Below are 24,456 nucleotides of genomic sequence, written 5' to 3' on the forward strand. Positions count from 1 at the left end.
GCGCGTCAAGCTCAGGCAGGTCTTGATGTCAGCGTTGGTCTAGCCATCCTGCCAGATGGCCAATATCCGGCAGCACAATGTCACAATGCGGGGCAAGCTCGGCTTCGGTGGCAATCCCGGTCAGAACGCCAACCGTTGTCATCCCCGCCGCACGGCCCGCATGCAGATCATGCAGGCTGTCGCCAACCATGGCCACCTTGTCCGGATCCAGTCCAAGCTTTTTGGCAAAGGCCAGGCACTGCCCCGGGGCGGGTTTTCCGCCAAATCCGCTGTCATACCCGGCAATGAAATCAAACAGATCGGTGATACCTGCCCCCGACAGATGCGCCCGCGCGGGGTGTTCGGCATCATTGGTGGCGACCCCCAGGCCAAGCCCTCGGGCGCGCAAGTCCTGCAGGACAGACGGCAAATCCACGGCCTGGGCCTGCGGCGCAAGGGCGGCTTCTTCATTCAGGATCATTTCCAACTCTGCGGGGCTGTGATCAAAAAACTGGCCCAGGGCCGCGACCACCTCTTCGGGGGTGCCCGCAATCACGACACTGTCGCGCTGGAACCGGCCCGCATCATACGCAAATCCGATGGCCGCCCCCACGACGCGGGCGCGCTCCTGGTCTCCGTTTGTCAAACGGTCAAGGACGGCACGCGCCCACCCCTCCCAAGTGGCCTCAAACAGGAACAGCGTTCCGTCCTTGTCAAACAGCAAAGCTTCGATGGTCATGGCGCGTGCGTCCCCCCGGTAAAATCCGCGTTCATGAACACCCCCCGGATGCGGCGGGTCAAGTCCAATTCATATATGTGCCACCAGGCAGGACCATACGGGCCTGCTGCAAGGTCTCATATGGCAGGGAATGAGCCTGGCAAAACGCCATCACCCATTGGTCATCCATCATCAGGAAATCCAGGACCGCCCCCAAAAACTCGGGGTTTGCGGCCCCATCCTTCAGGTCATCCACCCCTGCCCCGGTTGCCCCCATAAAAACCGGCAACAGGTCATCATTTCCCACAAGCCAGGTGATTGCGGTCAGGCCAATGACCTCGGCCTTTTCATAATTCATTCACATTTCCTTCCGTTGGAAAGGTTTTCTTAACCAATTCAGCCGAAGCTATAGTCGAGCACAACACCAGAAAGAACCAGGGGTTCGAATGTCAGGGCGGATTCTCATAGCAGATGACGTAGCGACCAATCGCATCGTGTTGAAGGTGAAACTCACCTCAGCCTGTTATGATGTGGTGCAGGCCGCCACGGTAAGCGAGGTGATCAGCCTTGCAACCGCTCATCAACCCGACCTGATCCTGCTGGGGCAGACGCTTCAGGGCGGAGGTGGGGTTGAGGCCTGTCGACAATTGAAAGAACATGCCCCGCTTGCACAAATCCCGGTGGTTATTATCTCTCCGATCAATGATCGCAGTTCGCGGCTGGATGCCTTGCGCGCCGGGGCCGAGGATTTCCTGACCAAGCCACTGGACGAAAGCACACTTCTGGCGATGGTGCGCAACCTGATGCGTGTGCATGCGTCTCGCAACGAAATGGCCCGCCGGCAGGTCCTGGCCGAGGAAATGGGATTTGCAGAGGCCCCCGGGACATTTCAACGCCAGGCGCAGATCGCATTGTTGCCGCCCACGGTCGAAGCCGGGCTGATGTGGCGCAAAGCGCTGACCCATGAAATGTCGCAAAAAGTGCACGTCTTGACCAAGGCACAAGCGCTTGAGGATAGTGCAAAGGGCGATGCCGTGCCCGATGTCTTTGTCATTGCGGCCAATCTGCCAGATCCCGGCGATGGATTGCGCCTGCTCTCGGAATTGCGATCGCGCCTGTCGACACGCAATGCGCTGATCCTGTTTGTGGATGAAAGCAACGGTGGGACCGCAGCGTCCATGGCGTTGGATCTTGGGGCAAATGCGGTGTTGACCGGGTATTTCGACGCCGAGGAGATCAGGATTCGGCTAAAACGCCTGATCCCCGGAAAATTCCTGTCGGACCGGTTGCGCAATACGGTGGATCAGCGCCTGTCGCTGGCCATGACAGATCCGCTGACCGGGTTGTACAATCGACGCTACGCGGCCTCTTATCTGGAGCGTCTGGAAGCGCAGTCTGCCCAGGAGGGCAAGGGATATGCCCTGATGCTCCTGGATCTGGACCGGTTCAAATCCATCAATGACCGGTTCGGGCATATTGCGGGGGACGAGGTTCTGATCGATGTGGCCAATCGCCTGCGTGCCAATATCCGCGACATGGATCTGCTGGCACGATTTGGCGGCGAAGAGTTTTTGATCGCAATGCCAGACACCGATCACGATGCGGCCTTGATCATGGCAGAACGTTTGCGCCGCATTGTTGGCGAAACTCCGATCCCCTCCAAGGCCATACGTGGGGAAATTCCGGTAACCATGTCCATTGGCGTCGCTGTATCCCGTCCGGGGCGCACCGAAGACGGGGATATCCAGTCCTTGTTGCAATCCGCAGATCGCGCGCTTTATGCATCGAAGGCTGAGGGGCGCAATCAGGTGAGTTTTGTACAAAGCGCCGCCTGAGTGGGCGCGCATTCTGACGCCTAAAGCGTTTCGCTTTTAACCGGACACAGGGGGAAACGAAAACGCGGCAAGAAACACCAATGTCGTGGGCGTTTCGGACCAATCATCTGTCTCAAGTTCATCCCGATACGCTTTCCCCGAAACCGCGAACACGCGTCTGGCAGCGGATCAATCCCGTCGGCGTTCCCGATCTTTGTCGCCTCTGCGCGCGTCAAAATGCACCCGTTCGGCGACCTTCTCAGCAAATTCCTTGCGCTCTTCAGGGGTCATCAAACTGATCCGTTCGATCACCAGCTGCTGCAATGTGTCACCTGTTTCGCTGATCCGTGCCTTTTGGGCTTGCATCAGATCTTGCAAAGCGCCGGCGTCAAACGGTTCGGTTTGCAACACCGTCATCATGGCCACGAAATCACGGCGAATAGCGGCGCGATGATCGGTGAAACTGCCGCGTTCTGCCCGAAAGGCCTTGCCAATGGCGCGGCGGTCTTTCCTGGGCAGGGCGGATGCCAGAGGGCCAAACCCGAGATCGCGGATCATACCCCCATCCGGTCCACGCGGATTGAAACCATGATCATGGCCACCCGCCACTTTCGCCCCCACAACCATCCCCACCACAAGAAGGTTCAGGGTCAGCGACAGGGCGAATACCAGCTTCACCCATTTACGACTTTTCGGGGGCTGCGGGGTCTGGATGTCCGTCATGCTCATCCCTCCTCATCTGTCAGAAAACCCGATCCAAAGTAACTTGGCGCCAGGTCTTCCGGTGTATAGATCGTCTCGGTTGTGCTGTAATCGCCCGCCAGGATCACCCCACCGGACAAGGTTTCAAGCTGAACCGGCGCAGCAAATCCGATCCAGACACCGGCCACCGTGGCCGTGGCCATGCCCGCCAAAGCAGGCCAACCCCCGATCTGCGCGACCAGGTCCTGCCAGAACCGGCGACGCCGTGTCGGAACCGAGGCAGCAGGCCCAGGCATCTGGGCCGCCGCATCGTGCAAGATGGCCGTCATCAAAGCCTCTGATGGCACAGGGCTCGCCTTGCGCCCGGCGTCGAAAAAGGCTTCGAGCCCGGCATCGTCCAGATGATCTTTATCCGTTTTCGCCATATCCCAACTCCTCGCGCCGCCCAGCCAATGCCGCGGCCAGCGCCCGTTTGCCCCGGGCGGTCAGACTTTCGACCGCCTCGACGCTAATGTCCAATATTTCGGCAATCTCAGGGTTCGACGCCCCTTCGAGATGCCGGAGCGACACCGCGATGCGCTGCCGGTCGGGCAGTTGCATCAGGGCTGCCTGCAATGCCGCGGCCCGGTCGGCCTCGATCAACCCATCCACTGCGCTTTGTCGATCATCGGCGGGTTCCTCGATCGCATCTATATCCACCGAGCGCCGTTTGCGCAGCCGATCCGTGCACAGGTTCGACACCACCTTGTAAAGCCAGGTGGTGACTTTCGCCTCGCCCTGGCGCCACTGCCCCGCCTGCTTCCACAGGCGCAACATGGCTTCTTGGGTCACATCCTCGGCCTCGGCCCGGTCCCCCCCGAGAAGGCGTGACGCAAACCCCAACACCCGCGGCGCCAGCCGGCTGGTCAGGATCTGGGCCGCGAGGGCATCGCCATTGCCGTATAGCACCAGCAAAGCTTCGTCCGTGGCTTCGGAATATGCGTCAAGCGCCATGTTCATCCTTTGTGACTATCCCAGCCGCCGGTCTGTTTCAACGACCGCCCAGCCCGGTGTCATGCCCCCGTTTCCGAGGGCATGACAAGGCCGTCTTCAGCCGCCGTTGCGCCCGTGTTTGCCGTGACCTTTGCGGGATTTCATACCCATCCACATCTCTTTTTGGGCCTGACCAAACTCGGCCGCAGAAATGGCGTTGTCGTCATCCGTGTCAAACCGGTCAATCATGCGATCAATCCGGGCCTGATCCGGCATCATTTCCGCCGCACTCAGCGCGCCATCCTTGTCGGTGTCGCGTTTTTCCAGCATCCGTTCGGCCATCCAGCCCATGCGTTTTTCCGGATCGGGTGCCCAACGCCCTGCTTTGCGCGCGCCCTTGCCATCCTGTCCGGCGGCCATACGCGCGCTTATCTTCGCTTCCATTTCCGCCTTGAGTTCGGCAGGGGTCAGTTTGCCGTCCCCATTTGTATCGGCACCATCAAACCGGGCCCGGGCCATGGCTTGCAAATCCTCAACCGTGATCTGCCCGCTCTTGTCCAGATCCACATCTGTGAATTCCATTTGCAAAAAACGCCCCATTTTGCCGCCCATCCCGGACTTGCCGCCATGGGCGCTTGCCACCACGGTGCTGAGGGTGAGGGCTGATCCGGCCACAAGGGCAATTGCAGCAATTTGTGTCGCACGTTTCATCTTTATCTCCTTGATCGGTTTTTGATTGGCCTGTCCCTGCCCGGGCTGTTCTGCCCGGCGTCATATATATTCAACGCGCCACCCCCGGCATTCCGTCGCAACTATTTTTGGCACGTCCAGGGATCAGGTCCGGGCGACGTGTTTTCGCCCGGAAACGCAGGGTTACGCTTGACCCCCAGGCCAAATTGACCATGGGTGAGGGCATCGCAATAAGAGGCCCGAGATGGACACGAAGATCGACAAATCAAAGATCATCCGCAATGCAGCCACCGTGATCCTGATCCGGGACGCAGATACCGCGCCCCAGGTTCTGATGGGGCAGCGCGGGGCCAAAGCGGCGTTCATGCCGAACAAATTTGTCTTTCCCGGCGGGGCGGTGGATGCAACCGATGGCGCAGTTCCACTGGCCCATGTCGGCGCTGAGCCCTGTTTGACACGCTTGGGGGAGGACGCTGATCCCGATCTGGCGCAGGCCCTGCTGGTGGCCGCCATTCGGGAGCTGTGGGAAGAAACCGGGCAGATCCTCGGCGTGCCGGGGGATTGGCCCGACGCGGTGCCTGAGGACTGGAAGAGCTTTGCCGAAACGGGCTATGTGCCGTCTGCGGATGGGTTGGCCTTTGCATTTCGCGCGATTACCCCCAAGGGCCGCCCGCGACGGTTTGATGCGCGATTTTTCGTGGCCGATGCGGCGAAACTGAAAACCGATCCGGATGATTTCTCCCGCGCGTCAGATGAGCTGAGCCATCTGCAGTGGATCCCGATCGAGGATGTGCGCCGGTTCGATCTACCCTTCATCACCGAGGTTGTCCTGGCCGAAATCATCGGCAACCTGCCAGATCTTGGCGCGCCTGCCGCCGTGCCGTTTTTCAACAATTCACAGGAAGAAAGCCTGTTTGAGCGGTTGGGCGGAGTTGGGCCGCTGTCCGCAGACAGCTAAGCCTCGCATCGCTCGGCGCTTTCGGTGGCTCACTTTGTGAGCCTGACGGGCCGCCCTCCAAAAGCTGTCCTGTTTTCAAGACAAGCGAGGCGGTATTGTACAAAGGGGCGCTGCCCCTCGCGCTGCGCGCTCACCCCGGGATATTTCCAACCAGAAAATATGGGATCAGAGGAAGAGGATCAGGACGCTCACCGATATCAGGATCATTGCAGTGCCGGTGATTTCGCGCTTGGTGATCGTTTCCTTGAAGACGAAGAGCGTGGCGGCGTAGCTGAACAGAAGCTCGACCTGGCCCAGTGCCTTCACAAGGGCCGCGTTTTGCAGGGTAAAGGCGGTGAACCAGCAAAAGCTGCCGATCATGGAACTGAGCCCGACCAGCGCGCCGATACGCCAATTCGCGAAGACGCGGGTGATTTCGCCCGGCTCTATCAGGCGCATCCATATTGCCATGACCACGGATTGAAAAGCCGTGACACAGGCGAGCGTGAACCCGGCGCGCGCCACAACATCGCCAAGCCCCAGCGACAATGATGCCCCACGATAGCCGGTGGCGGACATGGCAAAGAGCAGGCCGGAAAGAAGCCCCAGCCCCGCCGCCTTGTTGAAAAACCGCCGCCAGCCGGTACCACCCTCGGGAGGGTCGGACAGCAAGATCAGCCCGGTAAAACCGATGGCGATGGCAAGGCTGCCCCAGACGCCGATCCCCTCGCCCAGCACAGCCAAGCCTACCAGCGCGGTCAGCACCACTTCGGTTTTCTTGAAGGTGATCCCGACGGCGAAATTGCGTTCAGAAAACAGCGCAACCACGCACATGGTTGCAAGGATCTGAGCCAGCCCACCGGCGAAGGCAAAGGTGAAAAACCGTGCGCCGGGCTGTGGCACCGCCTGCCCGGTGGTGGCGAAATACCCCAACAGGATCAAAGCCACGAGCGGCGCAGAGTAGACAAAGCGCGCGAAGGTTGCGCCGCTGGTCGACAGTTTGGTGTCTTTCAGCCGTTTTTGCAGCATGAAGCGCAGGTTTTGGCTGAACGCGGCGGCGATGGTGATGGGGATCCAGGCTTGCATCATCCCCATCTGCCATGATTGCGTTTGAAAAGCTAGCTGACCTGGATCGCCCGCCCCACGCCATCCGGGGTGGGCAGTTTGCCATGGGCCTCAGCGATCTCAGCCAGCCGCGCTTCGATATGGGCGGCGGGCGGCGAGGGCCTGCGGGTTTCCAGGCTGACATGCAGCAGGATATGCTCGCCAGTTGCCAGCAGACGGTCCCCTTCATACATCCGGTGGAACAGGTGCATTTTCTTGCCCTTGCCAAGCAGGCATTGGGTTTCCACGCGGATACGCTGGCCCAGATGCGCTTCGTCAATGTGGCGAATATGGGTTTCCGCGGTGAAATAGCTGCCCCCGGTGGCGATATAATCGGCGTCACAACCGATGATCTCCATGAACCGGTCGGTCGATCGCGCAAACGCATCGAGATACCGGCTTTCGGTCATGTGACCGTTGTAATCCAGCCAATCGACCGGGATCGCAGTGGCAAGCGTGGTGATCGGACCGGAGATGTCGACCTCGGGTTGGCCCAGTCGTTTGTCCTGTTCGTTCAAGAGCTTGCCCGCGCCCCAATCGCGCGCCTTGAGGCCGCGCATCATGACAACAAGGTTGTCGTCCCTCGCGCGCTCCAATTCGCGGATCGTCATGTGACCGGACTGCGCGTCAGACTGGCCTGCGATCAGATCGACCAACTCGTCGGTAAACTCCGGCACATCCATCAGCTTGGTCCAAGGCCATTTCAACGCGGGGCCAAACTGGGCCATGAAATGCTTCATACCCGCTTCGCCGCCTGCCACGCGATAGGTTTCAAACAGGCCCATCTGCGCCCAGCGTAGCCCGAAGCCAAAGCGCATGATGTCGTCAATCTCTTCGGTGGTGGCAATCCCGTCACTGACCAACCACAGCGCCTCGCGCCAGACGGCTTCCAGCAGGCGGTCCGCCACGTGGGCGTCAATTTCCTTTTTGATTTCAACCGGTTTCATGCCGATTTCGGTCAGGATCTCGGACGCGCGCGCGCGAAGCTCGGCCGAGTTTGCCGCCGTGGGCACCACCTCAACCACTGGCAGAAGGTAAACCGGGTTAAAGGGATGCGCGACCATCACCTGCCCGGGGCGCGACACCCCCTCTTGCAACTCAGAAGGTTTGAACCCGGAGGTCGACGAGCCCACGATGGCATCATCCCCAACCGCTTCCATCAATGCCGCATAGGTTTGCTGCTTCAAATCCAGACGTTCCGGCACACTTTCCTGCACCCAGATGGCGCCTTCTACGGCCTCGGCCAGATCACTGTGGAAGGAAAGCTGCCCTTCTTGCGGCATCGACACATCCGACAGACCCGGCAATGAGCGGCGCGCATTGTCCAGCACCTCGCCAATTTTTCGTTCGGCCTCCGGGTCCGGGTCAAATACCCGTACATTCCACCCCATCAAAAGGAACCGCGCGGCCCAGCCGCCGCCGATCACGCCGCCGCCAATAATTGCTGCTGTCTTGGTCATGTCTTCTCCGTGAAGGCGCGGTCAGTACATCTTCAGCCGCGCCAGATTGTAGCCGTTGAATTCGAACACATCCTTGGCCGCCTTGATCCGGTCTTCGCCCCCCGACCGCGCGCGATCGAGGATCCAGCCAAAGCTGCCAGACGGGGTGCCAATGGCGGCGGTGCGATAGCCCTCATCCACCCACAACACCCAGTATTCGGTCTGATAGGGCTTTTGCCCCAGGGTGAACCGCCCCGGCAGGGGCTGATCCACGTCGTAAATATCGGTCACGCGGCCATTTGCGGCATATAGGGCGATCTGCGCAATCTTCCCGGCATTGGGGCGGAATTCGAGCTTTCCGTGTTGCAGGTCTTCGCCCGGATGCACAAATTCCCCCCGGAAGAACCATTCGCCGGCAAACTGTGCCGTGTCGTACCGGGTGGTGGAACTGATCCTGGTGCTGACATCCCGGTGGAACTCCACCCCGCTGGGGCCGCCCCCGCCCACACAGCCCGAGATCACCGCCAAGGCCAAACCGGCCAACACCATGCGTCGTTTGATCCGCATCTTTACCCCCTCATGTTTTACCAAGGACCAATCCGGCCCTAGGTCTTCATGCGGCAATCGGGGCCCGTTTCACAAGACCGAGTTTTCTGCGCACCTCTTCCGGCCCGATCACCCGCGCGCCCATGTTTTCGGTAATGGTCACCGCGCGTTCGACCAGTTGGGCATTGGTGGCAAGTACGCCTTTTTCCAGCCACAGGTTGTCTTCCAGCCCCACACGCACATTGCCCCCCGCCAGCACCGCAGCGGCGACATACGCCATCTGGTCCCGGCCCAGCGAGAAGCCCGACCATGTCCAGTCGGATGGGACATTGTTTACCATCGCCATGAAGGTATTGAGATCGTTAGGCGCCCCCCACGGCACCCCCATGCACAGTTGCACCAAAGCGGGGCTGTCCAGAACGCCTTGTTCTACCAGCGTTTTTGCGTGCCACAGATGGCCGGTGTCAAAGGCTTCGATCTCGGGCTTCACACCCAGATCGGTCATCATCCGTCCCATGGCCTCGAGCATGCCGGGCGTGTTGGTCATCACGTAGTCGGCTTCGGCAAAGTTCATCGTGCCGCAATCGAGCGTGCAAATCTCGGGCAGGCATTCGGCCACATGGGCGACGCGTTCGGTGGCACCAATCATGTCGGTGGCGTCGGGGTTGACCGGGAACGGGCGTTCAGGATTGCCAAAAACGATGTCGCCGCCCATGCCAGCGGTCAGGTTCAGAACCACATCCACCTCGGCGTCGCGAATACGCTCGGTCACTTCGCGATAGAGCGCCAGATCGCGCGCGGGCGTGCCGGTTTCCGGGTCGCGCACATGGCAATGCACCACGGCCGCCCCCGCCTTGGCCGCATCAATGGCGGACTTGGCAATCTCGGCCGGGCTGCGCGGCACATGCGGGCTGCGATCCTGCGTACTGCCAGACCCGGTCACAGCGGCAGTGATGAAAACATCGCGGTTCATTTGAAGCGGCATGGCGTCCTCCCTATTGGGCCATCCTCGGAATTGGTCCATCCATATTGCGGAGCTGGACGTGACATGATTTGCTAATTACGATGCATAGTTGATGAAAAGCGCAAATATCTTTGAACCCGGCGGGCCGATCACCATCGGACTTTTGGTGCTGGAGGCCGCCAACACCCTGTCGCTGGCCGCCGTCGTTGACCCATTGCGCGCCGCCAACCGGCGTGCGGGGCGGGTGCTCTTTACCTGGGTCTGGCTGACCCCGGATGGCGGCCCGGTCCAGTTGACGTCTGGTTTGCAGGTCCCCGGAACGGCGTTTGCTACCGCTCCGGAACTGGATGCGCTTTTTGTGATTGCCGGGTTTGAGCTGGAGGCCCAAAGCACGCCACCACTATTGCGCAAACTGCGCCAGATCGCACAGGCCGGCGTGGCTATGGTTGGGGTTGATGGTGGTCCCTGGATCCTGGCGCGGGCGGGGTTGCTGAATAAACATCGCGCCACAACACATTGGGAAGATATGGAAAAGTTTGAAGCCAGCTTCCCGGAAATCAATGCCACACGCGATCGGTTTGTCATCGATGGGCAAATGATCACCACCGGCGGGGCGGGATCTGCGCTTGATATGATGCTGCACCTGATCCGTGCCCGCCACGGCGAGGCGCTTGCGATGCGCACGGCGGGTGCGCTGATCTACGAACCCGACCCCTCTGGCAACCGTCCGCAAACTGTGACCTCTCCTGCCCGGCTGATGGCACGCGCGCCCAAGGTCGCACAGGCCATTCGGATCATGGAGGAGCATTTGGAAGACCCGCCATCGGTGGCGGCGCTGGCCCAGCAGCTTGGTCTCAGTCAACGCAGCCTTGAGGTCAGATTTCAGCAGGCCCTTGGCACATCTCCCGGTGCCTATTTCCTGACACTGCGGTTGGATGAGGCGCGCCGCCTTGCCAGCGACACCGCGCTTCCGGTGGCCGAGATCGCCCTGCGCACGGGCTTTGCTTCCGCCGCCAGCTTTGCCCGCGCGTTCAAAGCCGCGCACGGGCAAAGCGTCAGCGCGCTCAGGAAACGTGCCTGATTTTGCTTGTTGAAACTATCCCCGCCGAAGACCCGAGGCCCGCGGTCGCGCATGCGGCCTCGTTTTCAGGTGGTACCGCTTTAGTAGGGATAGGGATGCGCGCGGTGGGCCAGATCTATGTCCGCCATCACCTCATCCGACAGCACCAGATCTTTGCCGTCCAGAACATGGGCCAGCTGTGCCGTGCTGGATGCACCGAAAATGGTTGATCCCATAAACGGGCGCGACATGGCAAAGGCCAGCGCCATCTGCACCACATCCAGCCCGTGTTTGCGGGCCACCTCCAGATAGGCCCCAACCGCGTCAAACACGCGGTCTGTTTTGCGTCCGCCAAGGTTCGGGTAGATCGACATCCGAGACCCTTCCGGCACCGCACCGCCCTGATATTTGCCGGTCAGAAGCCCGGTGCCCAAAGGCGAATAGGACAGGATGCGCACCCCTTCATGGTGGCAGAGTTCCGCCAAATCGGTATCGGCCTGGCGATACAGAAGGCTGTATTCATTCTGGATCGACACCACCTCTGGCGCGCCCATCTCGCGTGCCAGTCGCAGCCATTCCATCGTCCCCCAGGCGCTTTCATTGGATAGTGCGAAATGGCGCACTTTGCCCGCATCCACCGCGGCCTTCATGGCGCTAAGCACGTCGCGCATATGCGCTTTTGTGGCGTCGCGGTCCTGCCCTGAGGGATCAAAGGTCCAGTTCTGGCGGAAGGCATAGCTGCCGCGCATGGGCCAGTGCAACTGGTAGATATCAATGTAATCGGTTTGCAAATTGCGCAGACTATCTTCAATCGCCTCGGGGATCACCGACCCGTCATACCCGTTGCCGCCGCGCTTAAAGCCGCCATTGTCCCCTGTCACCTTGGTGGCGATCACCACATCATCACGCCGCCCGGTCCTGGCCAGCCAACTGCCGATCACGCGTTCCGATGCACCACATCTTTCGGCCTTGATCGGGTTGACCGGATACATTTCAGCGGTATCGATGAAATTGCCCCCATGATCGGTGAACATATCAATCTGCGCATGCCCCTCGGCTTCGGTATTGGTGGAGCCCCAGGTCATCGACCCCAGGCAAAGCGTGCTTACCTCAAGGGCGCCACCGGCCAGCTTGTTCATCTTCATCGCGTGTCTCCCGTTCGCATTGCACAGACCTTGTGCGGATCACTGGCGGGCGCAAGTCGAATGCGCCACGCCCTGCTCCCGTCCCCCAGGGAGGCGGGCCTATCATGCGGGTTCAGAACGTGGCGTTTACGCCGCCTCCGTCCAAAAGCACATTTTGCCCCACCATAAAGCCCGCATGTTGTGAACAGAGAAAGGCACAGGTGGCGCCAAATTCGTCAATGGTGCCATAGCGTGCAGCCGGGATGGTTGCCATCCGGGCAGCGCGCGCCTCGTCCATCGTGATCCCCTGCGCGTCCATCACCCCCTGATCCAACGACCGGGCGCGATCCGTGTCATGGATGCCGGGCAAAAGGTTGTTGATGATCACCCCCTTGGCGGCCACCTGCCGCGCAGTGCCCGCCACAAACCCGGTCAGTCCGGTGCGCGCGGTGTTTGACAGGCCTAAAACCGGGATCGGCGATTTGACCGATTGCGAGGTGATGTTGACCACCCGCCCCCATCCGCGCGTCATCATTCCCGGCATCAAAGCCTGCATCAGGGCAATCGGTGTCAGCATATTGGCATCAAAGGCAGCAATGAAATCATCACGGTCCCAATCCTGCCACAGCCCCGGTGGCGGACCACCCGCATTGGTGACAAGGATATCCACCTCACCCGCGGCCTTCAGCACCGCGTCACGCCCCGCTTCGGTGGTAACATCCGCCGCCACGGTGGTGACCGACACGCCACTTTCAGCGCGAATGGTGTCGGCTGCGGCCTCCAGCGTGTCTGCCGTGCGGGCATTCATCACAAGGTCCACCCCTTCGCGCGCAAGCGCCTGTGCGCAGCCAAACCCAAGCCCTTTGGACGAGGCACATACAAGGGCTTTCTTACCTGAAATTCCAAGGTCCATTTCATTTCTCCCTCTCATTGTGACAGCCCTAACATGGCCCTGGGTCTCTGGAAAGATATCTGAGTTTGGCATATTTCCCCCACGCGTTTTGCGTTGAAGATTGACCCAATTTCGTATTCCATCTAGATCTCGACCGGGCCTTGGCACACGTGCCCTTTTGGTCCAATCACCGCCGCAATTCCGCCCCAGATGCCGGTTATTTTCGACGTTCGACATTCACCCCACGCGTGACAGGTTTCACCAATGCCCCAATCGCCATCAGGCACGCCCGATCTGCCCCCCCTGCCCACGCGCACGATCCCCGTGCATCATGCGTCGGATTTTCGGGCGGTCCAGGGGGTGAATGAAGGGGACGCCTTGGGGGACGCGCGTGAGTTGCTGCTGGAAGACGCCTATATGCTGACCGGTACGCCGCCAAGTCACCTGTCGCTGACCATCCCCGCCACGACGGGCCCGTTGACGGTGGCGGAGGGCTCACAGGAGGGGATCGTCGGCGCACCACTTTTTCTGGATTGTTTGCTGACACTTATGCCGCCTCATGGCGATACGATCGAGGCGCTGGTCCTGGTGGAAACCACCGCGGATGCAGCGCGCATCAACAACGTGTACCTCTACCCGTTGACCGCGCTGGCGCCGAACACACCATACACCTTGGTCACGATCAACACCGATGATGCCCGCGCCCGGTTGGCGGAAACGGCCTCCGTGTCCTTCACCCGTGGCACGCGGATCACCATGGCCGATGGACGGCAAAAACCGATCGAAGAGCTGGCCCCCGGCGACCGGATCCTGACCCGTGACAGCGGCCCGCAACCGGTGCGCTGGATTGGCCAGCAAACCGTGCGGGCCACCGGGGCTTTTGCCCCCATCACCATCGCGGCAGGCGCGCTGAGCAATGACGCGGAACTGACCCTGTCGCCCAGCCACCGCCTGTTCATCTATCAACGGGTAGACGCGCTGAAGGCGGGCCAGAAAGAGGTTCTGGTACGGGCGCAGGACCTGGTGAACGGTCAGGATGTGACCCAAAGCGAAGGCGGATTTGTCGATTATTTTCAGCTGCTTTTCGACAAGCATGAAATCATCTATGCCGAGGGCATCCCCTCCGAAAGCCTGTTTGTCGATCACGTCAATCGCCCGGCCCTGCCCGACGAACTGCCCAGCCATGAGAAAGGGGCCGCCGCACAAGAACTTGGCCGGGAGAACATGAAGAGCGGCCTGTCCACCGATGCGCTGCGGGCGGTGAAAGGCGCGGGCAAACGATAAAGCAATCGGTGTTCCCTCAGCGTCGACCACATAGCCCCCAACACCAATGATGCCCGCACACCATTGCACCCTTCCCCAGCCCCGGCTATAGCGGAGCCATGTTGGATACCGCTTCAAATCGACCCGAATTGCCGCCCGAAATTGCGCGCCGCCGGACCTTTGCGATCATTTCGCACCCGGATGCGGGCAAGACCACGTTGACAGAGAAATTCCTTCTCTATGGCGGCGCTATTCAGATGGCGGGTCAGGTGCGCGCCAAGGGCGAGGCGCGGCGCACGCGGTCGGACTTCATGCAGATGGAAAAGGATCGCGGGATCTCGGTCTCTGCCTCGGCGATGTCCTTTGATTTCAGGAACTTCCGCTTCAACCTGGTGGACACGCCCGGTCACTCGGACTTCTCGGAAGACACCTATCGCACGCTGACCGCGGTGGACGCCGCGGTGATGGTGATCGACGGGGCGAAGGGGGTGGAAAGCCAGACGCAAAAGCTTTTCGAAGTGTGCCGTCTGCGCGACCTGCCGATCCTGACCTTCTGTAATAAGATGGACCGCGAAAGCCGCGATACGTTTGAGATCATTGACGAAATCCAGGACATGCTGGCGATTGACGTGACGCCTGCAAGCTGGCCGATCGGCATGGGTCGCGATTTCATGGGGTGCTATGATCTGCTGAATGACCGGCTGGAACTGATGGACCGCGCGGATCGCAATGTGGTTGCTGAAACCGTGCAGATTTCCGGGTTGGATGACCCGAAACTGGCCGAACATGTGCCCGCACATCTGCTGGACCAGTTCCTTGAAGAGGTGGAAATGGCGAAAGAGCTGTTGCCCGCGCTGGATCCGCAATCGGTTCTTGAAGGGCACATGACGCCGATCTGGTTTGGTTCCGCCATCAACTCGTTTGGCGTGCAGGAGTTGATGAATGGGATCGCCGATTTTGGCCCCGAGCCGCAGCCGCAACAGGCCGACCCCCGACAGATTTCCCCGGACGAAAAGAAGGTCGCGGGGTTTGTCTTCAAGGTGCAGGCGAATATGGACCCGAAACACCGCGACCGCGTGGCCTTTGTGCGCCTTGCGTCGGGGCATTTCAAACGGGGCATGAAGCTCACCCATGTGCGCACGAAAAAGCCCATGGCGATCTCCAACCCGGTGCTGTTTCTGGCGTCTGACCGCGAGCTGGCAGAAGAGGCCTGGGCAGGCGATATCATCGGCATCCCGAACCACGGCCAGCTGCGCATTGGCGACACGCTGACCGAGGGCGAAATGCTGCGCGCCACCGGCATCCCCAGCTTTGCGCCGGAATTGCTGCAAGGCGTGCGGGCGGGCGACCCGATGAAGGCCAAGCACCTGGAAAAGGCGCTGATGCAGTTTGCCGAAGAAGGTGCGGCCAAAGTGTTCAAACCCCATATCGGGTCCGGCTTCATCGTGGGCGTGGTCGGCGCGCTGCAATTTGAAGTGCTCGCCAGCCGGATCGAAATGGAATACGGGTTGCCGGTGCGCTTTGAACCGTCACAATTCACCTCCGCCCGCTGGGTGTCGGGGGACAAGGACACTGTCGAGCGCCTGATCAACACCAACAAGCAGCATATCGCCCACGACCATGACGGCGACCCGGTGTTTCTAACGCGTCTTCAATGGGATATCGACCGTGTTGAACGTGACTATGAGGGCGTGAAGCTGACCGCGACCAAGGAAATGATGGTTTAGGCGGCTTTCTTTCCGAACTCAGACCGGAAAAGATCCCATGCCTTGGCGTGGGTCTTTTTCGTTTCAGGCAACAGGTAGCGGAAGAGCTGGTATTTGTAGGCCAACACGCCGAGCCCGCGCCCTTTTGCGCCGACGCAATTGTAAAGCAGGACCACCATTTCATCATCGACCAGATGCGCGCGGATCAGGCGGACATAGGATTTCTTGTCGGTATCGGGGAGCATCGCGTTGTCCACAAACGCGATCAGATTGTAGAGCAGCATGAAATAGGTTTGGAATTCTGCGGGGAAGTCATGTGACACCATCTCAACATCAGGGCGCAGCACGTATATATACTCGTCATTTCGTCCTAGCTCCCAACTGCCAATTACCTGGACTTTCTCGGAGAAAATCACTCGACCTTGGCGAGGAGATTCAACAGGATAGTCGGAACGAAACTCCCCCACCCGATCATTCCACAGTTTCAGCATCTGGAAAAACGTGCCCTCAAAAGCCTGTTTCGCCATCACCTCCTGCTGCTTGGCAAGCGTATCTCGGCTGGCTTCCATCTCTGCTCGCTGCGCTTTCATCTCATCTACCTGCAACTGAAGCGCCTCGGACGACAGGGATAGTTCTTTGGTCTGCTGCTCCACACTGTCGCGGGTCAGGGCCAGTTCCTCGCTCTGCTTGGTCAACGCTTCGCGTTGCATCACCAGGGTGCCGATCAAACCCGCAAAGGCCAGACCAGAGAACAACGCGCCGACCCCGCCGAACAGATCGCCATATTCGCCTGCACTCTCTGGCCAGTCCCCATGTATCATGAAAACAACAATCGGAGCAGCAGCCCAGACCAGGACAACCGCAAGAAAGACGAGGATTTGCTTTGATCGGGACAGGAACATTTTCACCACTTACTTCATTCAATATGCCTTCGGAGACTACGGAACTTCACGCACAATTAAAAGTTGAAATGGCATCAATCCGCCGCGTCAAAAAGAGTATGTGACAAGCAGGCGACGTCGGGATATTCTGCGCGCAGTTATCGTGTCCTGATAGGAGTATCCTATGAAAACCAGCCCCCTTGCCTTTGCCGCCGTTCTTGGCACGGTCACCCCGAGCTTTTCGGAAACCGCGACCACGCCGGAGCTTGATATCTGGGCGATGATTTCGGATATCGAGATCGAAGAGATTGTCAGCGAGACCAGCTATGAGGTGCGCAAAACCTTCCCCAAGGGGATGGATGCGGATCTGGAGGGGGTTGAGATCACCGGTTACGCCGTGGCGATGCTGCCGGGGGGTGAGGTGCGCGACCTGATCCTGACCTCAGACACCGGCAATTGCCCGCTGTGCGGTGGGTTTGACCACAATGCCACGCTGCAGGTCACGCTGGACACGCCGCTGATGGGGTTTGAAGACGGGGCGCGGATCACCGTTTCGGGCACATTGACCCGGGTCGAAGACAGCGACACCTGGCAGGCCGCCCGCCTGACCGGCGCTGAGATCGTCAAGCTCTGAAGGGGTGGGCGGTGTCTCATCGCCCCTTTCCGCTGCAAAACCGTGTCTTGCCCACGGGTGAGATCGTGGCCGATCCGGCGCGTGGGCTGTTCACCGGCAACCGGGGCATCCTGCCCCTTGAAAACGGGCGACTTGGCACGGCGCGCTGGAAACATCCGCACTGGATCATCTGCTCGCTGACCCATCCCAAAGGGCGGTATCACGGGCCGATGCCTGCGCGCGGCTGGACGCCGTTGTTCTTTCTGGACGAGGCGGTGGGCCTGGCCGCCGGACACCGCCCCTGCGCCTATTGCCGCCCGACAGCCTATCACCGGTTCAAATCCCTGTGGCAGGACACGCTGGGACCCGCCGATCACAAGGGCATAGATCGACAGTTGCACAAGAACCGGGTGATGCGCACGCGGCAGCAAATGCGCCATGATGCCGATCTTGAGACCCTGCCAAGTGGTGCCTTCATCCTGATCGACGACCATGCGCATCTGTTTCACGAAAATCAGCTATTTCCCTGCAGCCCCACAGGATACGCCCCCCCTCGCAAAGCGAAACCGGGGCGGGTCACCGTGCTGACACCGCGCCCCAGCCTGGCGGTTCTTGGTGCGGGTTACGCCCCAATCCTGCACCCAACCGCGCAAGTTTGACCCCGTAACCTGCAACATCGCAACATATCGCGCGATTTGCGGCTATTTCCGGGGAACGCGTTGACCCTGCGACTTTTTTTCTTTACGCCTTCCTCATCCGAAAGGGCGACTGAGATGATCTTGTGATGATCCCGCGCGTTACGGCCATCCGGGCCTTCTTTCTTTGATGCACGGGCCTGATGTGTCCGTGAAACATGGACACATATGACCAAATTTTCTGATTTGAAACTCAGCCCCAAAGTGCTCAAAGCCATTGATGAAGCTGGGTATGAAACCCCTACCCCAATTCAGGCCGGCGCCATTCCGCCCGCCTTGGAAGGCCGCGATGTGCTGGGCATTGCCCAGACCGGCACCGGGAAAACCGCCTCTTTCACCCTGCCGATGCTATCGCTTCTGGCACGCGGTCGCGCACGCGCGCGTATGCCGCGCAGTCTGGTGCTTTGCCCAACGCGTGAACTCGCCGCACAGGTGGCGGAGAATTTTGACACCTATTCCAAGCACCTGAAGCTGACCAAAGCCCTTTTGATCGGTGGCGTCAGCTTCAAGGAGCAGGACCAGTTGATCGACAAGGGCGTGGACGTTCTTATCGCGACACCGGGTCGTCTTCTCGATCATTTCGAACGTGGAAAACTGATCCTGTCGGACGTGAAGGTCATGGTGGTGGACGAAGCCGACCGGATGCTGGACATGGGGTTCATCCCCGATATCGAACGCATTTTCGGCCTGACACCCTTCACCCGCCAGACGCTGTTTTTCTCGGCCACGATGGCGCCCGAGATCGAGCGGATCACCAACACCTTCCTGTCGAACCCCGAGCGGATCGAAGTGGCCCGCCAGGCCACCACATCGGACACGATCACGCAGGAACTCTGTATGTTCAAACCGACCCGCAAGGATCGGGCGGCCTCGCAGAAACGCAATATCCTGCGTGCGCTGATCGACCGCGAGGGCGAGGCCTGCACCAACGCAATCATCTTCTGCAACCGCAAGACCGATGTGGATATCACCGCGAAATCGTTGAAGAAACACGGCTATAACGCGGCCGCCATCCACGGCGATCTGGACCAGTCGAAACGGATGGAAGTGCTGGATGGGTTCCGCGCCGGCACGCTGAACTTCCTGTGTGCCTCTGACGTGGCGGCGCGCGGGCTGGACATCCCGAATGTGAGCCATGTGTTCAATTTCGACGTGCCCGGCCATGCCGAGGATTACGTGCACCGCATTGGCCGCACCGGCCGCGCGGGCCGTAAAGGCAAGGCGATCATGATCTGTGAACCCCGCGACGAGAAGAACCTGCAGGCGGTGGAAAGCCTGATCGAAACGGAAATTCCGCGCGTGGACAATCCGCTGGCGCAGGACGAACGGAAATCCCGTTCCCCTAAGAAGGTGGATCAGGCCCCGGCTGAGGACGCGCCCAAATCCGACAACACGCGCACCAAGAAACCGGCAAAATCCACCCCGGCTGCAAAGCCAGCCGAGCGCAACGAAGAGCGCAAACAGGATCGTCGCAGCGACACCCGCAACGATCAACGGAATGATCGCCGCAATGATCGCAATGGGGATCGCAATTCAAACCGTGGTCGTGGGGGATCAAACCGCCGCGACAATCGCGTGGTTGGCATGGGCGACCACATGCCGGATTTCATTGCCAAGAGCTTTGACGAGCGGCGACAGGGGTAACCCCTGCCCTCTTTAATTGAAAAAAGGCACCTCGATGAGGTGCCTTTTTTAGTTTGGAGCTCCGTGCCCGTCGGGATCAGCTTTCCAAGCGGCTGACAATCACGGTGACCTCGGGCTTGCGACCAATCTCTTCATTGGCCGTTTTGCGGGCAATGCGTTTCAGCTCTTCGCCCAGCTTATCATCATCGCGCAGGGTCTTGCCCCCTGCCCGCATCAGGAATTGGCCAAGGTCTTCTTCCAGCACGTCGACAAGCGGTGCGCGCGAGGTTCCGACCTCTGGCAGGCCCATCAGCTCGACCCAAGGCTCGCCCAGCGGTTCGTCATCTTCCACGATCACGTTCACGATCACATGGCCGTTTAGCGCAAGGCGGATCCGGTCGCGGACGATGCCGTCAAGCGCACCGATCAGGATGTCGCCATCCAGATAGATCCGATCCGCTTCCACATGTTCCACCACATGCGGCGCATTCCCGGTCAGATCACAGACCGCGCCATTGACCACCACCATGGATTTGCGCCCGGCTTGTTCCGCAAGTTTGGTATGTTCACGCAGATGGCGGTGTTCGCCATGCATCGGGATGACGATCTCCGGGTTGATGATCTCATGTACGCGCAGGAGGTCAGGCCGGTTCGCGTGGCCCGACACGTGGTACTGATCGCTTTCGGCCACCACATCGACGCCCATTTCAGAGAAGGCATTCATGATCCGCCCAACGCCGCGTTCGTTCCCCGGAATGGTTTTCGAGGAAAAGAGGAACATGTCCCCTTCTTTCAACGTCATCCCAAGGTATTTGCCGCGGGACAGCTGCGCCGAGGCCGCGCGGCGTTCCCCCTGGCTGCCGGTCACGATCAGCATCAGATTTTCGCGCGGAATATCGCGCGCGTCTTCGGCGGTCACGGTTTTGGGGAAATCGCCCAGCACGCCGGTTTCCACCCCGGCCTGGATCATCCGACGCATGGCGCGGCCCAGCAGGCAGACGGATCGACCCGCAGCCGCCCCGGCCTCTGCCAATTGTTTCACCCGCGCGACGTTGGACGCAAAGGTCGTGGCCACAAACATGTTGGGGGCCGATTTCACAAGGTCGCGCAGCGGTGCGCCGACGGAGGCCTCGGACCGGCCATCATGGGGCGAGAACACATTGGTGCTGTCACAGACCAGCGCTTTCACCCCCGGGGCAGCAATCTCGCGCCACAGGTCTTCGTCAAACGGGTCGCCCAGCACCGGGGTGGTATCAAGTTTGAAGTCCCCCGTGTGCACCACGCGGCCCGCCGGGCTGTCGATGATCAGGCCCGAGCTTTCGGGGATCGAGTGGCTGAGCGGCAGGAACGACACTTTGAAGGGCCCCGCGTCGATCACCTGCGGATAGACCCCGGCGGCGATCACCGCTTCGGGCACCTGCCCCGCTTCTTCCAGCTTGCGCTGCGCGTGATATCGGGTGAAGGGACGCGCATGTATCGGTGCCTTCAGACGCGAATACAGTCGCCCCACCGCGCCCACGTGATCTTCGTGGGCATGGGTGATGAAGATGGCCTCAAGCCGGTCGACATTTTGTTCCAGCCAGCTGATGTCGGGCATGATCAAATTCACCCCCGGCGTTGTGTCCATATCGGGGAAGGTCACGCCCAGATCCACAAGGATCAGACGTTCGCGGCCCGGCTGGCCGTATCCGTAGACATAGGCGTTCATGCCGATCTCGCCGGCGCCTCCGAGAGGGAGATAAATCAGGCGATCACTGCTCATATGTTGCCCTGTTCCTTATTGTAGTCGTAGATTTTCACCAGCCCGTGCAGGGTCAGGTCATGTTCGATAAAGTCGTAAAGTTCAGCCCCTTGCGCAAACAGCGACGACAGACCGCCGGTGCCGATCACCTTCATCGGTTTGCCGTATTCTTCTTTCACGCGGCCGATCAGGCCCTGAACCAGGCCGACATAGCCCCAGAAGATCCCCGACTGGATGCAGCCCACGGTGTTGGTGCCGATCACCTTGTCGGGCTGGGTCACATCCACATGGGGCAGCGCCGCCGCCCCCTGGTGCAGCGCTTCGAGCGACAGGTTCACACCGGGCGCAATCACGCCGCCGATATAAGCGCCATCTTCGGCCACCACGTCGATATTGGTGGCCGTGCCGAAATCCACCACCATGCAATCCCCGCCATGGCGATCATAGGCCGCAACGGCATTGGCCAGACGATCCGGGCCCGGAACGGCCCCTTCGTCGACACGCGGCGCAATCGGCAGCAGGCAGTCGGGCTTGCCCACCACCAGCGGGCGGCAGCCGAAAAAGCGGTCGGCAAAGACGCGCAGGTTCCACACCACGCGCGGCACGGTTGAACTGATCACCACCCCGGTGATGTCAGGTTTGATACCATAATGGCTCATCAACGTGGAAAACCATGTGAAATATGCATCCGCCGTACGCGAATGGTGGGTCGAGGTGCGCAGGGTGCACAGGAACCGTTCGCCGTCCCAGATCGAGAACACCGTGTTTGTGTTGCCGGTATCAATGGCCAGAAGCATGGGCTGCCTCCTTCAAAAGAAAATCTCGGCCGCGGGAATGATCTCGCGTCCCTTCGCGGTTGATAGAACAAGGTTGCCCTCGGCGTCCACCGTGTCAAATCGCCCCTGATACTCGGCCTGCATGGTGCGCGCTGTGATCACCTCGCCCAATTTGGCGGCACGGGCCAGCCAGGCCGCGCGGATCGGTTCAAACCCATAGGTGGTGAATTGCGCCTCGTGATGGGCGTAGGCCGGCGCGAGCAGGTCGAGGAACTCTTCCGGCGTCACGGTGATGCCGGTTTCGCCCGCCAGGCTGACCGGGGCCACGGCACCCGTTTCGACCTGATCCACCTTGGGCGCGTCAATCAGGTTCACGCCAATGCCGATGGCCAGATAGCCCATCTGCGTGCCAACGCCTGCGCTTTCCAACAGAATGCCAGCGATCTTACCGCCATTCAGCAGCACGTCATTGGGCCATTTGAGCGACAGCCCCGTGGCCCGCCCGGTCGCAGCGGCAAAGGCATCGTAGAGAGCAAGCGAGGCCACGAAACTGCGCAAGGCCACCACCTGCGGCGGTTCACTTGGCCGCATCACCAGCGTGGCGGAAAAATGCCCCTTTGGCGCAACCCAGGCACGGCCCCGGCGGCCGCGGCCCTTGGTCTGCTCATGGGCCAGGATCCATGTTGGACCAAGAAGACCCGACGCGATGCGCCGGGCCTCCTCGTTTGTACTGTCGACCGTGGTCAGAACATGCCGACCAACGCCATCCGGCCACTTATTTGACAAGGGCCGCAGCAGCAGCCTGCGCTGCCCCTTCGATGCCGAAGAAGTTCACAAAGCCCACCAGCACGATCACGGCAGAGGCCATCAGCGCGGTCCAGGCGGCAGGCGACATGTTCACCTCAACCCCTTCATTTTCTTCGCCGAAATACATGAAATAGACGATGCGCAGATAGTAGAAGGCACCGATCACCGATGCGATCACCGCGGCCACGGCCAGCCAGGTCAGCCCCGCGTTCACGGCGGCAATCAGCACGCCATATTTGGCGAAGAAGCCGAGCATCGGCGGCACACCAGCCAGGCTGAACATCAGGATCAGCATCGCCAGCGCGTTCATCTTGTTCACGGTCGAATACTGGTGCAGCGCCGAGATGTCGGCAATCGGTTGGCCGTCGCGTTCCATCGACATGATGAAGGCGAAAGCACCGATATTCATGGCTACGTAAACAGCCATATATTGCAGCATCATCTGGATGCCCTGCTCGGTCCCGGCGGCGAGGCCCAGAAGGGCAAAGCCCATATGCGCGATCGAGGAATAGGCCATCAGGCGTTTGATGTTGCGCTGGCCGATGGCAGCAAAGGCACCCCAGAACATCGACAGGAAGGCGATGAGGGCAATCACTTGCTGCCAGTCGCCAATGGCGCTGCCAAAGGCGTCAAACAGCACGCGGGCAAACAGGCCCATCGCGGCAAATTTCGGCGCGGTGGCAAAGAAGGCGGTGACCGGGGTCGGCGCACCTTCATAGACGTCCGGCGTCCACATGTGGAACGGCACGGCCGAGACCTTGAACGCCAGACCGGTGACCACAAAGACCAGACCGACCAGCAGGCCAAGACCCACCTGGCCGTCGGTGGCGGCGGCGATGATCCCGGCGAAATCCGTGGTGCCAGCATAGCCATAAACCAGCGACGAACCATAGAGCAGCAGACCCGACGAGAGAGCGCCCAGCACGAAATACTTCATGCCCGCTTCGGTCGATTTCACGCTATCACGGTTCAGCGACGCAACCACGTAAAGGGCCAGCGACTGCAGTTCAAGACCCATGTAAAGCGACATCAGGTTGCCCGCGGACACCATCATCATCATCCCCACCGTGGCCAGCGCCACCAGGATCGGATACTCGAATTTCAGAAGTCCACGGCGCGCCATGGTCGCCTCGCCCACCACCAGAACGGCGGCAGCCGCCAAGAGGATCGCCACTTTGGCAAAGCGGGCATAGGCATCGTCCAGGAACATGCCGTTGAAGGCCGTCCGTCCGCCCTCGCCCCCTGCGATCATGACCGCGATCACGACCATGACCCCGGCGGTGACCCAGGTCAGCGGTTTCGCCAGACCGTCCTTTGCCGTGTAGACCGCGCCCAGAAGGGCGGCCATGGCGTAGACGGACAGCAGGATCTCGGGAAGAACCGTTTGAATGTCGACAGAGCTCATATCCG

Annotated in this window: 25 protein-coding genes; 8 read left to right on the top strand and 17 right to left on the bottom strand. The window is 60.4% G+C overall.

Annotated elements, in window-relative coordinates; genetic code table 11:
* Positions 1-28 precede the first annotated feature (28 nt).
* The gene (locus tag ACP15V_RS00620) at positions 29-718 is read right to left on the bottom strand and encodes an HAD family hydrolase (RefSeq protein ID WP_424941748.1); all 690 of its coding nucleotides are present in this window, start codon (positions 716-718) and stop codon (positions 29-31) included.
* Positions 719-776: 58 nt separating this feature from the next.
* A complete protein-coding gene (locus tag ACP15V_RS00625) occupies positions 777-1,055 on the bottom strand; it encodes a DUF3572 domain-containing protein (protein ID WP_424941749.1) in 279 nt (92 codons plus the stop codon).
* An 88-nt stretch (positions 1,056-1,143) separates the two neighbouring features.
* Between ACP15V_RS00625 and ACP15V_RS00630 the strand changes: the two genes are divergently transcribed.
* A complete protein-coding gene (locus tag ACP15V_RS00630; protein ID WP_424941750.1) occupies positions 1,144-2,532 on the top strand; it encodes a diguanylate cyclase in 1,389 nt (462 codons plus the stop codon).
* A 168-nt stretch (positions 2,533-2,700) separates the two neighbouring features.
* On the opposite strand, the gene ACP15V_RS00635 is transcribed toward ACP15V_RS00630, so the two are convergent.
* From ACP15V_RS00635 to ACP15V_RS00650, 4 genes are all read right to left on the bottom strand, one after another.
* A complete protein-coding gene (locus tag ACP15V_RS00635; protein ID WP_424941751.1) occupies positions 2,701-3,234 on the bottom strand; it encodes a periplasmic heavy metal sensor in 534 nt (177 codons plus the stop codon).
* Between the two features lie 2 nt (positions 3,235-3,236).
* On the bottom strand, positions 3,237-3,638 hold the full coding sequence (locus ACP15V_RS00640) for a dihydroorotate dehydrogenase (protein ID WP_424941752.1): 402 nt from the start codon (positions 3,636-3,638) through the stop codon (positions 3,237-3,239).
* The gene (locus tag ACP15V_RS00645; protein WP_424941753.1) at positions 3,622-4,212 is read right to left on the bottom strand and encodes an RNA polymerase sigma factor; all 591 of its coding nucleotides are present in this window, start codon (positions 4,210-4,212) and stop codon (positions 3,622-3,624) included. Before ACP15V_RS00645 ends, ACP15V_RS00640 begins: the two co-directional genes overlap by 17 nt.
* Before the next feature lie 90 nt (positions 4,213-4,302).
* Positions 4,303-4,896: an EF-hand domain-containing protein gene (locus ACP15V_RS00650; RefSeq protein WP_424941754.1), complete on the bottom strand. Its 594-nt coding sequence runs from the start codon at positions 4,894-4,896 to the stop codon at positions 4,303-4,305.
* Between the two features lie 223 nt (positions 4,897-5,119).
* Between ACP15V_RS00650 and ACP15V_RS00655 the strand changes: the two genes are divergently transcribed.
* A complete protein-coding gene (locus ACP15V_RS00655; RefSeq protein ID WP_424941755.1) occupies positions 5,120-5,833 on the top strand; it encodes an NUDIX hydrolase in 714 nt (237 codons plus the stop codon).
* Positions 5,834-5,998: 165 nt separating this feature from the next.
* Here ACP15V_RS00655 and ACP15V_RS00660 read toward each other — a convergent pair whose 3' ends face one another.
* The 4 genes from ACP15V_RS00660 to ACP15V_RS00675 are packed head-to-tail and all read right to left on the bottom strand — an operon-like array spanning position 5,999 to position 9,886.
* Positions 5,999-6,898, bottom strand: a complete 900-nt coding sequence (locus tag ACP15V_RS00660) for an EamA/RhaT family transporter (RefSeq protein ID WP_424941756.1) — start codon at positions 6,896-6,898, stop codon at positions 5,999-6,001.
* Positions 6,899-6,930: 32 nt separating this feature from the next.
* Complete coding sequence (locus tag ACP15V_RS00665; protein WP_424941757.1) at positions 6,931-8,376, bottom strand: carnitine 3-dehydrogenase; 1,446 nt, start codon at positions 8,374-8,376, stop codon at positions 6,931-6,933.
* 21 nt (positions 8,377-8,397) lie between these two features.
* A complete protein-coding gene (locus ACP15V_RS00670) occupies positions 8,398-8,922 on the bottom strand; it encodes a lipocalin family protein (protein WP_424941758.1) in 525 nt (174 codons plus the stop codon).
* Between the two features lie 46 nt (positions 8,923-8,968).
* Entirely contained in the window at positions 8,969-9,886 is a 918-nt protein-coding gene (locus tag ACP15V_RS00675) for a 3-keto-5-aminohexanoate cleavage protein (protein ID WP_424941759.1), read from the bottom strand.
* 91 nt (positions 9,887-9,977) lie between these two features.
* Here ACP15V_RS00675 and ACP15V_RS00680 point away from each other — a divergent pair, with 91 nt between their 5' ends.
* Positions 9,978-10,946, top strand: coding sequence for a GlxA family transcriptional regulator (locus ACP15V_RS00680; protein WP_424941760.1), 969 nt, complete (start codon positions 9,978-9,980; stop codon positions 10,944-10,946).
* 80 nt (positions 10,947-11,026) lie between these two features.
* Here ACP15V_RS00680 and ACP15V_RS00685 read toward each other — a convergent pair whose 3' ends face one another.
* The gene (locus tag ACP15V_RS00685) at positions 11,027-12,070 is read right to left on the bottom strand and encodes an aldo/keto reductase (RefSeq protein ID WP_424941761.1); all 1,044 of its coding nucleotides are present in this window, start codon (positions 12,068-12,070) and stop codon (positions 11,027-11,029) included.
* A 112-nt stretch (positions 12,071-12,182) separates the two neighbouring features.
* Positions 12,183-12,962, bottom strand: a complete 780-nt coding sequence (locus ACP15V_RS00690) for an SDR family oxidoreductase (RefSeq protein WP_424941762.1) — start codon at positions 12,960-12,962, stop codon at positions 12,183-12,185.
* 243 nt (positions 12,963-13,205) lie between these two features.
* On the opposite strand from ACP15V_RS00690, the gene ACP15V_RS00695 reads away from it, so the two are divergent.
* Together ACP15V_RS00695 and ACP15V_RS00700 are read left to right on the top strand one after the other, a co-directional pair.
* The gene (locus ACP15V_RS00695; RefSeq protein ID WP_424941763.1) at positions 13,206-14,225 is read left to right on the top strand and encodes a Hint domain-containing protein; all 1,020 of its coding nucleotides are present in this window, start codon (positions 13,206-13,208) and stop codon (positions 14,223-14,225) included.
* A 98-nt stretch (positions 14,226-14,323) separates the two neighbouring features.
* Entirely contained in the window at positions 14,324-15,931 is a 1,608-nt protein-coding gene (locus ACP15V_RS00700; protein WP_424941764.1) for a peptide chain release factor 3, read from the top strand.
* On the opposite strand, the gene ACP15V_RS00705 is transcribed toward ACP15V_RS00700, so the two are convergent.
* On the bottom strand, positions 15,928-16,812 hold the full coding sequence (locus tag ACP15V_RS00705) for a putative phage abortive infection protein (protein ID WP_424942699.1): 885 nt from the start codon (positions 16,810-16,812) through the stop codon (positions 15,928-15,930). The genes ACP15V_RS00700 and ACP15V_RS00705 overlap by 4 nt on opposite strands.
* Positions 16,813-16,975: 163 nt before the next feature.
* Here ACP15V_RS00705 and ACP15V_RS00710 point away from each other — a divergent pair, with 163 nt between their 5' ends.
* The 3 genes from ACP15V_RS00710 (at position 16,976) to ACP15V_RS00720 (ending at position 19,743) form a co-directional block, all read left to right on the top strand.
* Positions 16,976-17,425 (top strand): hypothetical protein, encoded by a 450-nt coding sequence (locus ACP15V_RS00710; RefSeq protein ID WP_424941765.1) that lies wholly within the window; start codon positions 16,976-16,978, stop codon positions 17,423-17,425.
* A gap of 11 nt (positions 17,426-17,436) precedes the next feature.
* Positions 17,437-18,063, top strand: a complete 627-nt coding sequence (locus ACP15V_RS00715) for a hypothetical protein (RefSeq protein WP_424941766.1) — start codon at positions 17,437-17,439, stop codon at positions 18,061-18,063.
* 204 nt (positions 18,064-18,267) lie between these two features.
* The gene (locus ACP15V_RS00720; RefSeq protein WP_424941767.1) at positions 18,268-19,743 is read left to right on the top strand and encodes a DEAD/DEAH box helicase; all 1,476 of its coding nucleotides are present in this window, start codon (positions 18,268-18,270) and stop codon (positions 19,741-19,743) included.
* A 76-nt stretch (positions 19,744-19,819) separates the two neighbouring features.
* Here the strand turns inward: ACP15V_RS00720 and ACP15V_RS00725 are convergent, their stop codons facing one another.
* Genes ACP15V_RS00725 through nuoN form a run of 4 tightly spaced genes read right to left on the bottom strand, consistent with a single transcriptional unit; the run spans position 19,820 to position 24,451 of the window.
* Positions 19,820-21,484, bottom strand: coding sequence for a ribonuclease J (locus ACP15V_RS00725; protein WP_424941768.1), 1,665 nt, complete (start codon positions 21,482-21,484; stop codon positions 19,820-19,822).
* The gene (locus tag ACP15V_RS00730; protein WP_424941769.1) at positions 21,481-22,260 is read right to left on the bottom strand and encodes a type III pantothenate kinase; all 780 of its coding nucleotides are present in this window, start codon (positions 22,258-22,260) and stop codon (positions 21,481-21,483) included. The genes ACP15V_RS00725 and ACP15V_RS00730 overlap by 4 nt, the downstream gene beginning before the upstream one ends.
* A gap of 12 nt (positions 22,261-22,272) precedes the next feature.
* Positions 22,273-23,025: a biotin--[acetyl-CoA-carboxylase] ligase gene (locus ACP15V_RS00735; protein ID WP_424941770.1), complete on the bottom strand. Its 753-nt coding sequence runs from the start codon at positions 23,023-23,025 to the stop codon at positions 22,273-22,275.
* Positions 23,015-24,451: an NADH-quinone oxidoreductase subunit NuoN gene (gene nuoN, locus ACP15V_RS00740; protein ID WP_424941771.1), complete on the bottom strand. Its 1,437-nt coding sequence runs from the start codon at positions 24,449-24,451 to the stop codon at positions 23,015-23,017. The genes ACP15V_RS00735 and nuoN overlap by 11 nt, the downstream gene beginning before the upstream one ends.
* Positions 24,452-24,456 lie beyond the last annotated feature (5 nt).

The organism is Aliiroseovarius crassostreae (genome assembly GCF_049803815.1).
Taxonomy (GTDB): Bacteria; Pseudomonadota; Alphaproteobacteria; order Rhodobacterales; family Rhodobacteraceae; genus Aliiroseovarius; species Aliiroseovarius crassostreae_A.

What these genes read in the sequence shown, in the direction of transcription:
- ACP15V_RS00635 (WP_424941751.1), bottom strand. Translation starts at nt 3,234, where the DNA reads ATGACGGACATCCAGACCCCGCAGCCCCCGAAAAGTCGTAAATGGGTG.
- ACP15V_RS00625 (WP_424941749.1), bottom strand. Translation starts at nt 1,055, where the DNA reads ATGAATTATGAAAAGGCCGAGGTCATTGGCCTGACCGCAATCACCTGG.
- ACP15V_RS00685 (WP_424941761.1), bottom strand. Translation starts at nt 12,070, where the DNA reads ATGAAGATGAACAAGCTGGCCGGTGGCGCCCTTGAGGTAAGCACGCTT.
- ACP15V_RS00680 (WP_424941760.1), top strand. Translation starts at nt 9,978, where the DNA reads ATGAAAAGCGCAAATATCTTTGAACCCGGCGGGCCGATCACCATCGGA.
- ACP15V_RS00630 (WP_424941750.1), top strand. Translation starts at nt 1,144, where the DNA reads ATGTCAGGGCGGATTCTCATAGCAGATGACGTAGCGACCAATCGCATC.
- ACP15V_RS00665 (WP_424941757.1), bottom strand. Translation starts at nt 8,376, where the DNA reads ATGACCAAGACAGCAGCAATTATTGGCGGCGGCGTGATCGGCGGCGGC.
- ACP15V_RS00640 (WP_424941752.1), bottom strand. Translation starts at nt 3,638, where the DNA reads ATGGCGAAAACGGATAAAGATCATCTGGACGATGCCGGGCTCGAAGCC.
- ACP15V_RS00700 (WP_424941764.1), top strand. Translation starts at nt 14,324, where the DNA reads ATGTTGGATACCGCTTCAAATCGACCCGAATTGCCGCCCGAAATTGCG.
- nuoN (WP_424941771.1), bottom strand. Translation starts at nt 24,451, where the DNA reads ATGAGCTCTGTCGACATTCAAACGGTTCTTCCCGAGATCCTGCTGTCC.
- ACP15V_RS00655 (WP_424941755.1), top strand. Translation starts at nt 5,120, where the DNA reads ATGGACACGAAGATCGACAAATCAAAGATCATCCGCAATGCAGCCACC.
- ACP15V_RS00705 (WP_424942699.1), bottom strand. Translation starts at nt 16,812, where the DNA reads ATGTTCCTGTCCCGATCAAAGCAAATCCTCGTCTTTCTTGCGGTTGTC.
- ACP15V_RS00650 (WP_424941754.1), bottom strand. Translation starts at nt 4,896, where the DNA reads ATGAAACGTGCGACACAAATTGCTGCAATTGCCCTTGTGGCCGGATCA.
- ACP15V_RS00710 (WP_424941765.1), top strand. Translation starts at nt 16,976, where the DNA reads ATGAAAACCAGCCCCCTTGCCTTTGCCGCCGTTCTTGGCACGGTCACC.
- ACP15V_RS00695 (WP_424941763.1), top strand. Translation starts at nt 13,206, where the DNA reads ATGCCCCAATCGCCATCAGGCACGCCCGATCTGCCCCCCCTGCCCACG.
- ACP15V_RS00725 (WP_424941768.1), bottom strand. Translation starts at nt 21,484, where the DNA reads ATGAGCAGTGATCGCCTGATTTATCTCCCTCTCGGAGGCGCCGGCGAG.
- ACP15V_RS00690 (WP_424941762.1), bottom strand. Translation starts at nt 12,962, where the DNA reads ATGGACCTTGGAATTTCAGGTAAGAAAGCCCTTGTATGTGCCTCGTCC.
- ACP15V_RS00645 (WP_424941753.1), bottom strand. Translation starts at nt 4,212, where the DNA reads ATGAACATGGCGCTTGACGCATATTCCGAAGCCACGGACGAAGCTTTG.
- ACP15V_RS00720 (WP_424941767.1), top strand. Translation starts at nt 18,268, where the DNA reads ATGACCAAATTTTCTGATTTGAAACTCAGCCCCAAAGTGCTCAAAGCC.
- ACP15V_RS00620 (WP_424941748.1), bottom strand. Translation starts at nt 718, where the DNA reads ATGACCATCGAAGCTTTGCTGTTTGACAAGGACGGAACGCTGTTCCTG.
- ACP15V_RS00730 (WP_424941769.1), bottom strand. Translation starts at nt 22,260, where the DNA reads ATGCTTCTGGCCATTGATACCGGCAACACAAACACGGTGTTCTCGATC.
- ACP15V_RS00670 (WP_424941758.1), bottom strand. Translation starts at nt 8,922, where the DNA reads ATGCGGATCAAACGACGCATGGTGTTGGCCGGTTTGGCCTTGGCGGTG.
- ACP15V_RS00675 (WP_424941759.1), bottom strand. Translation starts at nt 9,886, where the DNA reads ATGCCGCTTCAAATGAACCGCGATGTTTTCATCACTGCCGCTGTGACC.
- ACP15V_RS00660 (WP_424941756.1), bottom strand. Translation starts at nt 6,898, where the DNA reads ATGCAAGCCTGGATCCCCATCACCATCGCCGCCGCGTTCAGCCAAAAC.